This is a genomic window from Pseudomonas putida, assembly GCF_001636055.1.
Classification (GTDB): domain Bacteria; phylum Pseudomonadota; class Gammaproteobacteria; order Pseudomonadales; family Pseudomonadaceae; genus Aquipseudomonas; species Aquipseudomonas machongensis.
This window is the reverse complement of the sequence record NZ_CP011789.1, coordinates 2,150,923-2,165,177: the sequence shown is the minus strand read 5'-3', so window position 1 is coordinate 2,165,177 and position 14,255 is coordinate 2,150,923. Positions and strand designations below refer to the sequence as shown.

14 protein-coding genes and 2 pseudogenes are annotated in these 14,255 nt (G+C 61.2%); 3 read left to right on the top strand and 13 right to left on the bottom strand.

The features are described from left to right. The first annotated feature begins 27 nt into the window (after positions 1–27). Together speB and AB688_RS09865 are read left to right on the top strand one after the other, a co-directional pair. On the top strand, positions 28–978 hold the full coding sequence (gene speB, locus AB688_RS09870; protein WP_063543768.1) for an agmatinase: 951 nt from the start codon (positions 28–30) through the stop codon (positions 976–978). 141 nt (positions 979–1,119) lie between these two features. Further along, positions 1,120–2,499, top strand: a complete 1,380-nt coding sequence (locus AB688_RS09865) for a sodium:solute symporter (protein ID WP_063543766.1) — start codon at positions 1,120–1,122, stop codon at positions 2,497–2,499. A gap of 226 nt (positions 2,500–2,725) precedes the next feature. Here the strand turns inward: AB688_RS09865 and AB688_RS27325 are convergent, their stop codons facing one another. Further along, positions 2,726–2,854: a PA1414 family protein gene (locus tag AB688_RS27325; protein WP_256093825.1), complete on the bottom strand. Its 129-nt coding sequence runs from the start codon at positions 2,852–2,854 to the stop codon at positions 2,726–2,728. A gap of 124 nt (positions 2,855–2,978) precedes the next feature. Then, positions 2,979–3,872, bottom strand: a complete 894-nt coding sequence (gene ptrR, locus AB688_RS09860) for a putrescine utilization regulator PtrR (RefSeq protein ID WP_063543764.1) — start codon at positions 3,870–3,872, stop codon at positions 2,979–2,981. A 106-nt stretch (positions 3,873–3,978) separates the two neighbouring features. Between ptrR and AB688_RS09855 the strand changes: the two genes are divergently transcribed. Next, complete coding sequence (locus AB688_RS09855) at positions 3,979–5,148, top strand: YbfB/YjiJ family MFS transporter (RefSeq protein WP_063543762.1); 1,170 nt, start codon at positions 3,979–3,981, stop codon at positions 5,146–5,148. Between the two features lie 207 nt (positions 5,149–5,355). Here the strand turns inward: AB688_RS09855 and AB688_RS09850 are convergent, their stop codons facing one another. From AB688_RS09850 to AB688_RS09825, 11 genes and pseudogenes are all read right to left on the bottom strand, one after another. Beyond that, on the bottom strand, positions 5,356–5,601 hold the full coding sequence (locus AB688_RS09850; protein ID WP_063543760.1) for a DUF3077 domain-containing protein: 246 nt from the start codon (positions 5,599–5,601) through the stop codon (positions 5,356–5,358). Positions 5,602–6,003: 402 nt separating this feature from the next. Next, complete coding sequence (locus AB688_RS09845; RefSeq protein WP_063543758.1) at positions 6,004–6,930, bottom strand: DMT family transporter; 927 nt, start codon at positions 6,928–6,930, stop codon at positions 6,004–6,006. 99 nt (positions 6,931–7,029) lie between these two features. Then, positions 7,030–7,434: a hypothetical protein gene (locus AB688_RS09840; protein ID WP_054893282.1), complete on the bottom strand. Its 405-nt coding sequence runs from the start codon at positions 7,432–7,434 to the stop codon at positions 7,030–7,032. 231 nt (positions 7,435–7,665) lie between these two features. Further along, entirely contained in the window at positions 7,666–9,429 is a 1,764-nt protein-coding gene (locus AB688_RS09835) for a DUF637 domain-containing protein (RefSeq protein ID WP_063543756.1), read from the bottom strand. Positions 9,430–9,813: 384 nt separating this feature from the next. Further along, positions 9,814–10,107, bottom strand: a complete 294-nt coding sequence (locus AB688_RS26770; protein ID WP_155738199.1) for a hypothetical protein — start codon at positions 10,105–10,107, stop codon at positions 9,814–9,816. Between the two features lie 52 nt (positions 10,108–10,159). After that, the gene (locus AB688_RS09830; RefSeq protein WP_063543754.1) at positions 10,160–10,435 is read right to left on the bottom strand and encodes a hypothetical protein; all 276 of its coding nucleotides are present in this window, start codon (positions 10,433–10,435) and stop codon (positions 10,160–10,162) included. Beyond that, positions 10,432–10,833 (bottom strand): hypothetical protein, encoded by a 402-nt coding sequence (locus tag AB688_RS26765; RefSeq protein ID WP_155738198.1) that lies wholly within the window; start codon positions 10,831–10,833, stop codon positions 10,432–10,434. Before AB688_RS26765 ends, AB688_RS09830 begins: the two co-directional genes overlap by 4 nt. Beyond that, positions 10,832–11,215 (bottom strand): annotated as a pseudogene (locus AB688_RS27385) (hemagglutinin repeat-containing protein); the annotation flags it as partial. The pseudogene AB688_RS27385 and the gene AB688_RS26765, both read right to left, overlap by 2 nt. A 72-nt stretch (positions 11,216–11,287) precedes the next feature. After that, a complete protein-coding gene (locus tag AB688_RS26755) occupies positions 11,288–11,533 on the bottom strand; it encodes a hypothetical protein (protein ID WP_155738197.1) in 246 nt (81 codons plus the stop codon). Next, positions 11,530–11,898: a hypothetical protein gene (locus AB688_RS26750; RefSeq protein ID WP_155738196.1), complete on the bottom strand. Its 369-nt coding sequence runs from the start codon at positions 11,896–11,898 to the stop codon at positions 11,530–11,532. Before AB688_RS26750 ends, AB688_RS26755 begins: the two co-directional genes overlap by 4 nt. A gap of 116 nt (positions 11,899–12,014) precedes the next feature. Continuing rightward, positions 12,015–14,203: pseudogene (locus tag AB688_RS09825) on the bottom strand (hemagglutinin repeat-containing protein); the annotation flags it as partial. Between the last annotated feature and the right edge of the window lie 52 nt (positions 14,204–14,255).

The following is a 14,255-nucleotide window of genomic DNA, read 5'->3' as shown; positions in this document are numbered from 1 at the left end:
ACAATCGACCGACTGATGAGGCCCACCGTGGACAAGATTCTCCACCAACCACTGGGCGGCAACGAAATGCCGCGTTTCGGCGGCATCGCCACCATGCTCCGCCTCCCCCACCTGCAAAGCGCCGAAGGCCTGGACGCCGCCTTCATCGGCGTGCCGCTGGACATCGGCACCTCGCTGCGCTCCGGTACCCGCTTCGGCCCGCGGCAGATCCGCGCCGAATCGGTGATGATCCGCCCGTACAACATGGCGACCGGCGCCGCCCCGTTCGACTCGCTGTCGGTCGCCGACATCGGTGACGTGGCGATCAACACCTTCAACCTGCTCGACGCCGTACGCATCATCGAAGAAGCCTACGACGAGATCCTCGAACACAACGTCATCCCCATGACCCTGGGTGGCGACCACACCATCACCCTGCCGATCCTGCGCGCCCTGCATAAAAAGCACGGCAAGATCGGCCTGGTGCACATCGACGCCCACGCCGACGTCAACGATCATATGTTCGGCGAGAAGATCGCCCACGGCACCACCTTCCGCCGCGCCGTCGAGGAAGGCCTGCTGGACTGCGACCGCGTGGTGCAGATCGGCCTGCGCGCCCAGGGCTATACCGCCGATGACTTCAACTGGAGCCGCCGCCAGGGCTTCCGCGTTGTGCAAGCCGAAGAGTGCTGGCACAAATCGCTGGAGCCGCTGATGGCCGAAGTGCGCGAGAAGGTCGGCGGTGGCCCGGTGTACCTGTCGTTCGACATCGACGGCATCGACCCGGCCTGGGCGCCAGGCACCGGCACCCCGGAAATCGGCGGCCTGACCACCATCCAGGCGATGGAAATCATCCGCGGTTGCCACGGCCTGGACCTGATCGGCTGCGACCTGGTCGAGGTCTCGCCACCGTACGACACCACCGGCAACACCTCGCTGCTGGGCGCCAACCTGTTGTTCGAAATGCTCTGCGTGCTTCCCGGCGTAGTGCGTCGCTGATCACCTGAAACACCTGCAATACCCAGGCAGGAGCCGTGGGACAGGGCCATAGAGGCCCGCCAACACTCGATGAGGAGCGCCGGACGCGGTGAGAGCGTCCGAGCGATCGATCTCGCATAATAAAGATAATCGGAGACACCCATGGCCTTGGACATCATTGTTGTACTGATCTACGCCGCTGGCATGCTCGGGCTTGGCTGGTACGGCATGCGGCGTGCGAAGACCCACGAAGACTACCTGGTCGCCGGACGCAATCTCGGCCCGACCCTCTACATGGGCACCATGGCCACCACCGTGCTCGGCGGTGCATCCACCGTCGGCACCGTGCGCCTGGGCTATGTCCACGGCATTTCCGGTTTCTGGCTGTGCGCGGCCCTGGGCCTGGGCATCATCGCCCTGAACCTGTTCCTCGCCAAACCGCTGCTGCGCCTGCGCATCTTCACCGTGACCCAGGTCCTGGAGCGCCGCTACAACCCGATGGCGCGCCAGGCCAGTGCAGTGATCATGCTGGCCTACGCGCTGATGATCGGCGTGGTCTCCACGCTGGCCATGGGCACCGTGCTGCAAGTGCTGCTCGATGTGCCGTTCTGGATGGCCTTGCTGTTCGGCGGTGGCGTGGTGGTGGTCTACTCGACCATCGGCGGCATGTGGTCGCTGACCCTCACCGACATCGTGCAGTTCGTCATCAAGACCGTGGGCCTGATGTTCATCCTCCTGCCGGTGTGCCTGTACAAGGCCGGTGGCTGGGATGCACTGGTGGCCAAGCTGCCGGCGGCGAGCTTCCAGCTCACCACCATCGGCTGGGACACCATCATCACCTACTTCCTGATCTACTTCTTCGGCATCCTGATCGGCCAGGACATCTGGCAGCGTGTGTTCACCGCACGTGACGAGAAAGTCTGCCAGCGCGCCGGCACCGCCGCAGGCGTGTACTGCGTGATCTACGGCCTGGCCTGCGCGCTGATCGGCATGGCCGCCCACGTGCTGATGCCAGACCTGGCCAACCCGAACAACGCCTTCGCCGAAATGATCAAGACCACCCTGCCCGACGGCATCCGTGGCCTGCTGATGGCGGCGGCACTGGCGGCGATGATGTCGACCGCAAGCGCCGGCCTGCTGGCGGCGTCCACCACCCTGACCGAAGACCTGCTGCCCAAGCTGCGTGGTGGCAAGCGCTCGAGCCTGGGCGTGAACCGCCTGTTCACCCTGCTCACTGGCGTGGCCGTGCTGGTGATCGCCCTGGCGGTGAACGATGTGATCAGTGCCCTCACCCTGGCCTACAACCTGCTGGTCGGTGGCATGCTGATCCCGCTGATCGGGGCGATCTTCTGGAAACGCGCCACCACTCCAGGCGCAATCGCCAGCATGTCGCTGGGCTTTGCCACCGCGCTGTTCTTCATGTTCAAGGACGGCCTGGATGCCAACTCGCCGATCTACTACAGCCTGGCGGTGGGCCTGGTGAGCTTTGTCGTGGTCAGCCTGATGTCGCGTAAACCGACGGCGGCGGTGAACCTGGCCTGATCTCCAGGGCAGAAAATCTCCGGACCAGCCCGCCCCTACCCTGTGGAAGCAGCTGTCTTGTTCAAAATCTAAAGGTCAGCCCAATCCCTGTGGGAGCGGGCTGGTCCCGCGATCACCGGCGAAGCCGGTGCCATGCACTGCGAAAGCCACACCACAGATCCCCCTTGCAAAAACGCAAAAGGCCGCCGCCCCCCCCAAGGATGCAGCGGCCTTTTTCCTGCGCTAATCAGCGCCGACGCGGCTGGCGCTTGCGCTGTTCTTCGTCGGTGGGGATCGGTACCGGTTGCAATGGCGGCGGTACCAGGCCAAGGGCGACGGCAAGGTCGTGGAGCCAGTTGTACATGCGCTTGTTCATAGTGCCCCCTTCACGGGTCAGCCTTGCGGCAAATCAGTCCTGCGATGCTTCATACAGATCATAGTCCCATGTTCTGTATATCGCCTGCGTCTAACCTTACAGATATGGGCGATTTTGCCGCAGATCAAGCGGAAATGCCGTACTCCGACAGCCGGTTTACTGTTTCACCTTGTTGCAGGTCGATCCACGCCTGCAAATTCGCCCCGCACATGCCCTGGCGCCACATCAGCCAGGTCTCGGCATGATCGAACGGCGCCTGCAGCGGATGCGCGCTGACCCGCTCGCGGCCCGGCAGGCTGTCGAGCATCGACTGCGACATCATCGCCACCCCCGCCCCCGCGATCACGCACGCCAGCATGCCCTGGTACGACTCGATCTCCATCACCCGCCCCATTGGCGTGTGGTCGTGCGCATACCAGGCCTCCAGACGCATGCGGTAGGCACAGCCCTGGCGGAACGTGAACACCGAACGCCCGGCCACATCACGCGCACTGTGCACCGGTGGATGCTCAGGGCTAGTGATCAGCACCAGCCGTTCCTCGCACAACGGCACGCCATCGAGCCCGGCCAGCCCCGGCGGGCCATCCACCAACGCGGCGTCCAGGCGGCGCTCGAGCAGGCCCTGCAACAACTCGCCACTGGGCGCGGCCTGCACCTGCAGGTTCACTGCCGGATAGGCCTGATGGTACCGCGCAAGCAACGCCGGAAGCTGGATGGCCGCCGTGCTGTACATGGTCCCGATGATGAAGTCCCCGGCTGGCTGACCGCCCTGCACCGCCGCCATGGCTTCATCGCGCAGTACCGAAAGCTTGTGCGCATAGTCCAGCAACACCTTGCCGGCCGGCGACAGCTGCAAGCGCTGACGCTCGCGCAGGAACAACTCCACGCCCAGTTGCTCCTCGAGCTGACGCAGGCGCGTCGACAGGTTCGACGGCACCCGGTGCAGGCGCTCGGCGGCGCGAGTCACTGAACCCTCCTCGGCGACGGCCTGGAAGATCCGCAATTGGCTGAAATCCACGACATTCTCCAAAACAGAACAACTTGATCATCATTATTCAATTTTATTGAAAGTCAAGAACTCCTAACCTGCCATCCACCGCTTACCACTGCGCAGGAGTCTTACCATGTCGCCCCTACTGCAACTCATGGCCAGTGCCGTCGCACTGATGATGGCCATGGGCATCGGCCGCTTCGCCCTGACCCCGCAGATGCCCCGCCTGATTGCCGAGGGCCAGTTCGACCTGACCGCAGGCGGCCTGGTGGCCGCTGCCAACTATCTCGGCTATTTTCTGGGCGCCGTGGACGGCATGTTCGCCCGCCACCCGCACCAGGTGCGCCTGCGCCTGCATGCCGGGCTGTGGCTGTGCGTGCTGCTGACCCTGGCCTCCTGGGCTGCCAACGGATTCTGGAGCCACCTGCTGCTGCGCTTCGGCACCGGTGTGGCAAGCGCCTGGGCATTGGTGATGCTGACCAGCCTCAGCCAGCACGTGGCCAGCAGCCATGGTCGCGCGCGACTCGGCGCCTTGGTGTTCGCAGGCCCAGGCGTGGGGATCGCCGTCACCGGTTTCCTCGCGCTCGGTGCGCACCTGCTCAGCCTCGATTCGGCGGCGCTGTGGTTGGTGTACTCGGTGGCCGCGCTGGTGATGCTGCTGGCTGTGCTGCCGTGGCTGCCGCGCGCTCATCTGCTGAAGCCTGCGACCAACACCGCAGCGGTACAGGCTCCACACCAGCGCAGCATCGCCCGTCTGGCGGTGGTCTATGCGTTGTACGGCATCGGCTACATCCTCCCCGCCACCTTCCTCTCGCAGATGGCCAGCCAGCAATTCCAGGGGCAGTGGCTTGCCGACCTGTTCTGGCCCGGCTTCGGCCTTGCCGCAGCGCTTGGCGTGGTGATCGTCAGCCTGCGCGGCCCGGGTCGCACCAGCGTCTGGCTGACCGCCACACTCTGGCTGCAAGCCTTGGGCGTGCTGGCCTGCCTGCTGGGCGGCGGTATCGGACTGGGGCTCGGGGTACTGCTGTGCGGTGCGCCGTTCCTGGCCTGCATGCAGTTGGTGATGCAGCGTTCGCGAGAGCTCGCGCCCCACGCCACCCAGCGCAACGCCGGCCTGCTGACCGCCTGCTTCGCCCTCGGCCAACTCAGCGGCCCCTTGCTGGCCGCGCTGAGCAACCACTTCAGCGGCGGGCTGCAACCCGCACTGTTGCTGGCGGCTGCGGGGCTGGGGGTCGCCGGGTTGCTGGTGGCGACAAGCAGATCGGATCAACGCGCCGCCGAGCAACTGGCGACCACAGTGTAGGAGCAGCTGTCTCGCTCAACATCTAAAGGTCAGCCCAATCCCTGTGGGAACAACTGTCTTGCTCAAAATCTAAAGACCAGCCCAATCCCTGTGGGAGCGGGCTTGCCCGCGAACACGGGCGTAGCCCGTGCCAGGCAGCGCGATATCTTCTTCGCGGGCAAGCCCGCTCCTACAGGGTCGAGGCGGTTTCGTAGCCGGGCAGTGGCCTCAATGCACCGAGTTACGCCCAACCTCCAGGTCGTTCAGCAACGCCTTGGCCATCGCGCTCAGGTAGTGCAGTGCGGTGATGCTCACCGGGTCCACCTGTTCCTGCTCGCTCAATTCGCGGACACAGCCAAGGATCACCGACACTTCTTCAAGCACCCGCTCGAAAGGAATGCCAGGCTGTACGCGGTACATGTCCAGGAAAGTCGCCACACCGGCGGTGGTGTAGCCATCGGATAGATCAGTCATGTTCACGTTTCCTCACTGTGGTGCGGGGAACGTGCTTAAGGCGGGGTGGATCGGGGACGAGCTTTTTCATGGGGTCAAATCTCACGTCTGGTCAGAGATATCACCACCCCACTCTTTCTCACGGAATTAGGGTGGCAACCGTGCACGGAGTGAGAAACCGAGGACGTGAGAGCCCGGCCGGACCGAAGCCCGTCCGCACACGGCTGCCATAAAGAAGTGCCGCTGCCACGTCGTCGGGTTTCTCACGCCCGGTCGCCAAATGACGACCCGGCGAAGTTATCCCTGACGCATTTCCACGACAATTAAGACGCTTCCGCAAGCCGCGTAGGATAGATCCTAACGACTCAAAACCTGACACCGGCGCCCGAGAATTAGGAAAAATCAGACACGCCACAGCCCGCCTTACCCCACCGCCCGACGCAACTGCCGCCGCACCCAAGGCTCGGCACTCACCAGCACCACACCACCGAGCACCATCACCGCCCCCACCACGAAGTTCACGCTCAGCGGCTCATCCAGCAACAACACCCCGAACGTCACCCCGAACAACGGCGTGATGAACGAAAACACCGCCAGGTTCGACGCCAGGTACTGGCGCAGCAACCAGAACCAGGTCAGGTAACTGAAGAACGACACCACCAACCCCTGGAACAGCACGCTGCCCAGTGCCAACGGCGTGAACGACACCGCACCGATCTGCCCGCTGAACAACGCCATCAGCAGCAAGCCGACGAAGCCCACCATCAGCTGATAGAACAGCGTCAAGGTCGCCGGCGCCTCCGACAGCCGCGAAGCCCGCACCACCACCGTGGTCGCACCCCACATCAGCCCGGCCAGCACCGCCATGGCATCGCCGAGCAGCACCCGCCCATCGAGTTGATCCAGCGACAGCCCGCCCGCAAAGGCCAGGGCAATCCCGGCAAACGCCAGCGCAATCCCCAGCCACTGCAACAAACGCAGACGCTCGCTGGGCAATATGAAGTGCAGCCCCAGCGCGGTGAACACTGGGGCCGTATAGAGAAATACCGACATATGCGCCGCCGAGGTCAGCTTCAGCCCCTCGGCGATGAACAGAAACTCCAGCCCGAACAACGCCCCGGCCAGCAAGCCCGCGCGCCAGGTGCTGCCCAACTGCGCCCAGCCGCCCCGCCAGCACATCAGCAGCCCGACCAGCAGCGCAGCGATACCAGAACGAAATGCCGCCTGCATCACCGGCGCGATATCCACGGCAGCCCATTTGATCATCACCTGCTGCGAGCCCCAGATCAGGCACAACCCCAGCATCACCTGCAGGGCAAAAGCGTCAGTGTTCTTGCGGGCCGCGCTCATGGGCGGGCCTCGTAGCGGGTCAGGGGCATGGGCAACGCTCGGCAGTCAGAAAATGGATCCATTGCCGATTATCGGTGCGCCCGCCCCGCCGATACCAGTCTAAATCGCACCTGGTGTGATCTGCGGCTTGCTCGAGACCTGATCGAAGGTGGACTCATCCAGCGCATCTGCCTGCTGATCCAGCTTCAAGCGTGGACTGTCCGCTCCTGGAATCGCGCTGTCGATAAGGCTGAGCAGGCGCGAGCCGCGCTCGGTGAGCACGAAGTTCTCACCATTGCCGCCATCCTCTTCAGGCCGGCTTTCGATGAAGCCGCGCTGGAACAGCAGCTTTTCGTATTCACAGGCGCGGGTTTTCAGCTGATCCAGATCGCCCACCGGCTGGCCTTTGGCGGCCATCGCCGCAGCATGCTGCTCGGCGTAGGGGCGTGGCGTGAAGCTTTGACCTGCGCCGTTCTGCACCTCGTGCAGCAAGCGTTCGATCAGGTCCCAGTCGTAGGTGCTCATGGCAGTGGCCTCTTGCTGTGGACGGTGGGTACACAGCATGGGACCGGAGGCGTTGGAGGTCCGTTCAAATCATCGACAGTACACGGTTGGAACCGGCTCGGGGCCTGCGAACAGGCATCTACGGCACTTAAAATCGGCTCAAATGCTTCGCAATCAAGTGCCCGCAAGCTGCTTCATGTGCCGCAAGCCCGCACCTGCGATAATCGTTCCAACTGCCTTTAGCAGCATCTTTTAGACCAAAGAAACAGTCTTACCTAGGCTCACTACCGCCGTATACCCCTCCGGCGCCACCACGTTCGCACCAACCCCTGAACCATCGCGGTAATACGACGGCAACCCCGGCACCTGTCTGCCCGTCGCACCACCCACCGCTTCGGCAATGGCCTCGCGCTCGGCCACCGTCTTGCTCACCTGACCCAGCTTCCCGGCCTTGCCGACCGGTACCGGCACCAGGCTCATCACGAACTTGGTCTGCCACTCCGCCTCCACCCGCGCCGCTGCCGTAGGATTGCCCTGCAGCCGATACAGGGTCGCCTCGGCGCGCATGTCCTGCCACTCCTGCACCACCGCTTCAGGGTGACTCAAGGCGTTGATCACCTGATGAGGCACCTGCGATGCGGTGTTCTGGGTGTCGGTCAGCAACCCCTTGCCTAGGCCATACAAGCCTTTGAGCATGTCGCCCAGCGCCGTGCCTACACCCGCCACCGAACCCAGCGTTTCTGCCGTGGGATCGTACTTGCCGAAGTTCAGGTTATTGGCGTAGTACGCGGCGTACTCGGGGTCCCCCCCAGGACGCAGGAACTCGCGATTCTTGGTGGAATCATTAAACTCGGCGCTATGCGTGCTCGCATAGTCCTTGAGCAATGCCACGGTCTGCTGCGCGGTGTACTGCTTGCCCGCCTCCCCCACCATAGGCACGTCACCATTGGCGCGGCTCACGTCGAGGCTGTCCGCCATTGGCGCCAGCGCCTGGCCGAGGTGCGCCAGGGTACTGGCGTCGATGCTCCTGCCATTGGCGGTAATCACCTGCCGCCACTCGTTGTCGGTGTAGTAGGCCAAGGCTTCGGCCATGCGCCGCTCCGCCTCGGCGGGGCTGATACCTAGCTCCTGGGCGAGTGCAGGTGCCTGCTTCTTGATCTGGACCACCTCTTTCGGATGCGCCTGCCGGTTGTAGCGGTCGGCCATCTGGGCGATCCAGGCACCTTTCTCGACGTCACCGTTGACCAGCCCCGCCGCAGCGAGTCCGGTGAGTTGCGAGAAGGTATCGCGCAGCGCAGGCTGCTTCTTGTAGAGCTCATCCAGCGCCCCCGCCATAGCGGCGTTGGCCCCGGCAGCCGTCGCTCCGCTGGCGAAGTCGCCGCCGGAGGCCACAGAAACGGCGCCCCCTGCCAACGCGTGCAAGGCTACACGGCCTGCGCCACCTTCCTGCCACAACGCGATAGCGGCGGCATCGCTGCGGCTTTCTGCGTCGGCCAGGTTCTTCGTTGCGAGGTTGCCGATGGCATTGAAGGCGGAGGCTGCGACGACGTTGGACGCCTGTGACACCAATGCGTTGAGCAGGTTGTCGCTCAGGCTCCCACCGTTCACCACGGTCTTGATCGCACCCGAGGTCACACCGATCGCACCGGCCCGCAGGCCGAAGCCACCTATGCCTTCGAGCTTGCTCAGGTCAAAGCCATAAGTACGGCTGAAGCCTGCATTGTCGCCGCTGAACTTGGGATCGATGTAGCCAGCGGTGACGCCGGTCACCAGGCCGGAGATCACCGCGCCCTTCAGGCTGTCGCTGCTGAAGGTATCCTTGACCACCAACCCCAGGTTGCCGCGGTTGTTGATGGCGCTGATCGCCGCATTGCTGGTCAAGCCGGTCAGCCCGGCCGTCACCGCCGCATTGGCCCAACCAATCCCGCTCAGGGCAGCGCCGGTACCTGCTGCCCAGGCACCACCTGCAGTGGTCGCGGTAACGGGCTGGCAAGCGTGATCGGCGTGCTCGCCCAAGGCTGTGCAGTGGACCAGTGCACCCCGTCGGCGGCCCCTCCTACCTGGCTCGACGTGCCTTGGCGGGCGGCCACTTCTCCGCTGCGGCTGGGCAGTTTACCCGGCCCTTGGGCCTGATCGATGGCGGCCACGCGCACGCGCGACACTTGAAGCAACCGACGGAGCTCTGAGGGCGAAACCAATCTTTGAATTTATTAAGCCCAATTGAATCAAGGGCAATAAATTTCATCTCACCTTTTCGATACGACACATTCGAAGTCTTTAGCTTTCCAAGCCCTTGAATTACATCGCCACGCTCTATTCTTGCGCCTATAAGCGAACTGATCCGACCAAATACACAATTGGCATCCTAGATAAATTTAGACCCCCACAAATTCCGCCCCTCTAAAGCCCAGACAACCCCAACACAACCACAAATAAAAAATCAGTCGCTGCGCTTTTTTTAACCTCTGCCACCTTTGACTTCACCCATATCCCTAAAGCGACTGGAACCCCGCAAGACAATCCAACAAGAATAGACTTATGAATATCCTCCCAACCAAATACCCAATAATCAAACTTATAATAACCAATAATCGACCCTACAAGGTGCCCCAACACCCCAACTCCAAGAAAAAACAATACAGAATACACCAACAACATAGCCATCAACAAAAACCCAGCTCTTTCCAGCTTCACTTTATATCTCCTACAGAACCGAGCTTGGTTACAGCACATAGAGGCATACCTTTCACCGTTTCTCCTCTTTATCTCTGGAGGCTTTACGTTCTTTATGGTCTTTCAGCCGAGCCAGCCCCCATATGCCCACCGTAGCAAACACCGTGTAGATTAAAGCTCCAGGAACCAGCCGGAAAATTTCCGACCACTCAAGCATCCAACTGCCTATCTTAAAAAAATTTATTGCCGCCCCTAGAACAACCCCCATAACACTCACTAGCATAAACCCTAAAAAACAGTAAAAAAACAGCAACAGAAAAGCTTGAAAACTTGATTTTGGCCTAATCATTTGCCCTCTCCCAAAGATCCCACTTTTCCTCCAGTGACTTCTGAAGCAACAGAACCAAACATATTACCTAAAACATCAGCCGAAGTTCCTACATATGGCTTCAGCTGGCCAGACACCACCTGCCCAGTTCTGAAACCCACTACCCCGCCTAAAATTGCTCCCAAAAGTGAATACGTCGGATCTTCACCCTTGATCAAACTTCCTAAATAAGAGCCACCCGCCCCAGCACCGAGAGTGAACCCTAACCCTCTGCCTTGAGTGGCCCCGCCAACAGTAGCAGCAATTGATGCATCCACGTAACTAAACGGCTTATCGGTGGATAACTGATAACCGATATTCGCTCCGCCGGAAATTGCCGCACCTGATACGACACCTGCAACACCGGTCGCTGGCGCCACTCTCCTGATGCAGGTCCTTGACCGCCTCGAACGTCACCGCGCCGCCACCGTCAATGGTTAGGTCATTACCCGAGGCAAGCTTCGCCCCCTGGTACAACTGATCGCAGCCGCTCTTGAGCGTCAGGTCGCCACCGCTGCTAACTTCGCTGCCTAGCGCCTTGACGTCGGTGACTTAGTCGCGCTGGGTCTGCTTGCTGCCCCAGCCGTCTTTCTTGCTCATGTCGTACAGCGAGCACTGGCTGTCGTTGGCCGCAGCAGCCAGGGTGAGGTCGCGGCCGGCCTGCAGGGCCAGGTCGCGGCGTGCCTCGACTTCGCTGACAACCATGCTCAGGTCCTCGCCTGCTGTGGCGGTGAGGTTGCCGCCTGCGCTGATCTCGCTGCCGTACTACCCGCACGCGCCAGTTTTCATTGAGCCATATAGGTCAAGAAAATTCATGAGCAGCGATTATAAAGATCAACGCCCACGACCATCCTTCATATATGACAAAACACAAATTCCAACCCCAACCGGCACTGCATATGCAATCGCACCGGGAAGCTCTCCAGGAACATCAGACCAACCAAAACTCCACACTCCAAAATTGTAGTAATTAATTGACGAACCTAAAAACCTTGAAGCAACACCAACTAAAAAAAACGCACCTATTAGATATATAAATAGCAAAATGAACGCTTGCAACCTTGATCGAGGCTTAATCACTTCCCATCTCCTAACGAACCTATCTCACCACTTACTTTTTCAGACGCGAAGGCACCGATGGCGCTTCCAGTCACCTCTGCGGAGTTCTTGAGGTATGGCCTAAGCTTTCCTGTTACCGTCTGACCAGTTTTTAGACCTGCTACACCGCCTAAAGCCGCTCCGATGAGAGAGTATGTCGGCGACTCGCCTTTGATTAAACTACCCAAATAAGCTCCAACCACTCCTGCACTTAGGGTAAAACCTGCCCCGCGACCTTGAGTTGCACCACCCACAGTGGTAGCAATGGCGGCATCCACATAACTAAACGGCTTATCCGTAGACAATTGATAGCTAATGTTAGCACCACCGCCAATGACACCGCCCATCGCTGCGCCAGCTAGTCCTGCCGGAGGCGATAAAGCCGTGCCCAACACAGCTGGAGAATACACCCAACCAGCTACATAATCATGACCTGGGCCTTTGTACCCATCGCTTTCCCATTACCCAGGGCTCCTGCCATAACCCCAATAATCTGGGCGGTCGCCACCTTGTTTTGTGCAGAGCCAGGACTGACGTTGAGATAATCAGCCAAATCGCCGACCTGTTTATTACCGAAGGCCGCCGCCAAATCCAATCCTTCAGACACAGCAGCAGCCCCAAGATTATCTTTGAAGCTGCCTCCATTTATCACTGTGTTCACACTGCCAGCGACCAAAGCATGTGTGCTGCTACGAAGGATGTTCTGGCTGACCGAATTCCAATCCAACATACCAGAGCTATACCCTGGATTATTGATGCCATTGGCACTCAGAACCAACGGGCCGTCGGGATTCCACCCCGCAACTGCTGTGTCTATTCCACTCAAAATTCCGCTTGTCACCATCTGTGTAGCGTATCCCTTTATGGCCTTGCTGCTGGTTGCCGCTTTTAGGCCAGCACCGATGTCTCCACCACCGTTTATGGTTCCTACTGCAAAGTTACTGGCCATGGCACCTGCAAGAGGACCAAGGTAGACGCTCGCGACAATTGAAATAATCAGGGCGGGCGCTGCTCCCAGTCCTGAATTTTTGTAATCCCAGCTGTCGTGAATTTCTTTTACTACTCGCCAATCCACTTGTCCGCTGGCCTCGGCCTGCTTGATCCACGCCAGTTGGGGTTCTGCTCGGACCATTGCATCAATCGTTTGGCTGACGGTGTTTTGGTCAATTTGCTTAATATCAATATTTATTTTGCCGGCGGCCCGAATCGCCGATTCCCCCTGGGTTACCATCAGGGTCTGGCGCAGCGTCTCATCAGTACTTCCCTTGCCTTTGGCGCTGGTCCACGCCAGATCCGACTTGCTCTTCTCGTGACTCTCCTGATGCAGGTCCTTGACCGCCTCGAACGTCACCGCGCCGCCACTATCAATGGTCAGATCAGCACCCGAGGCGAGCTTCGCGCCCTGGTACAGCTGATCGCCGCCGCTCTTGAACGTCAGGTCGCCACCGCTGCTGACTTCGCTGCCCACCGCCTTGACGTCGGTGACTTCGTCGCGCTGGGTCTGCTTGCTGCCCCAGCCGCCTTTCTTGCTCATGTCATACAGGGAGTACTGGCTGTCGTTGGCCGCCAGCAGCTCCAGCTTGTCGCCGGCCACCAGGTAGGCTTCCTCGCCGGCGCTGACTTTGCTCGCCACCAGGCGCAGGTCACGTCCGGCGTCGATGGCCAGGTCGCCGCCGGCCTTCACCACGGCAGACTGCTGCTCGACGTCATCCTCCTGCCGCTCGTACTTGGTCTTGCCCTTTTTGCCCTTGGCGTAGCTGTGCTCCTCGTTCGCCGCAGCGGCCAGGGTCACGTCGCGGCCGGCCTGCAGGGCCAGGTCGCGGCGTGCCTCGACTTCGCTGGCGACGATGCTCAGGTCCTGGCCTGCCGTGGCGGTGAGATTGCCGCCTGCGCTGATCTCGCTGCCATACTGGGTGATGCTGGTGTCGTGGCCGCTGACACGGCGGCGTTGATACTCGTGGCTGTCGACGCCTTCCTGGCTGACGATGGACAGGTCGCGACCAGCATCCAGCCTGATATCGCCACCCGCCTTGAGCACCCCGCCCACGTTGCCGATATCGCGCCCAGCGGTGACGGTCAGGTCGTTCGCCGCCTCGATGCGCGCAGCGCTGTCGACCAGGTCCTTGGTCACATGCTCGCCACCGGCCCGGCCTTCCAGGCGGGTGACGCTGCGTTCGTTGATCACATCGCCGGTCAGCGCGGTCAGGCTCACTTCACGGCCAGCGATGATCCCGCCCTGGGCGTTGCGGATCGAGTCGGTGGCGAGCATGTCCAGGCGCCCGCCCGCTTCGATCAGCCCGCTGTTGCTGATGTTGGTAGCGCTGGCGGCGAGGTTGTTGGTGGCACGCAGGGTGCCGACGTTGACCAGGTCGCCGCCGCTGATCAGTTGACGTCACGGCCTTGAATCAGCGCGCCGTTGAGGGGGACGCGACCGTTGGCGTGGGCCAGGTACAGCACTGGCGCCAGCACCTTCTCGCCGTTGACCTCGACCTGCTCCATCCAGACGATGTCGTGGGTCAGGGCGGCGACCTGCTCGGCGCTGAGCGACACGCCCACGCTCAGCGACAGCTTGTCCTTGCTGGCGATGGCGTTGTCCATCAGGTAGCGGAACAGCTTCTCGTCGGCGGCCTGGCCGGCGAGGAAGCATTGGCCGGGGTGGGTTAGGCTGCCTCTACTTTCGCCCGTGCAGTTAATAATGGAGCTA

Coding starts and splice junctions, on each gene's coding strand:
- AB688_RS09855 (WP_063543762.1), top strand. CDS start 3,979: ATGTCGCCCCTACTGCAACTCATGGCCAGTGCCGTCGCACTGATGATG.
- AB688_RS09845 (WP_063543758.1), bottom strand. CDS start 6,930: ATGAGCGCGGCCCGCAAGAACACTGACGCTTTTGCCCTGCAGGTGATG.
- AB688_RS09865 (WP_063543766.1), top strand. CDS start 1,120: ATGGCCTTGGACATCATTGTTGTACTGATCTACGCCGCTGGCATGCTC.
- AB688_RS27325 (WP_256093825.1), bottom strand. CDS start 2,854: ATGAACAAGCGCATGTACAACTGGCTCCACGACCTTGCCGTCGCCCTT.
- AB688_RS09850 (WP_063543760.1), bottom strand. CDS start 5,601: ATGACTGATCTATCCGATGGCTACACCACCGCCGGTGTGGCGACTTTC.
- AB688_RS09830 (WP_063543754.1), bottom strand. CDS start 10,435: ATGATTAGGCCAAAATCAAGTTTTCAAGCTTTTCTGTTGCTGTTTTTT.
- AB688_RS26750 (WP_155738196.1), bottom strand. CDS start 11,898: ATGGGCGGTGTCATTGGCGGTGGTGCTAACATTAGCTATCAATTGTCT.
- AB688_RS09840 (WP_054893282.1), bottom strand. CDS start 7,434: ATGAGCACCTACGACTGGGACCTGATCGAACGCTTGCTGCACGAGGTG.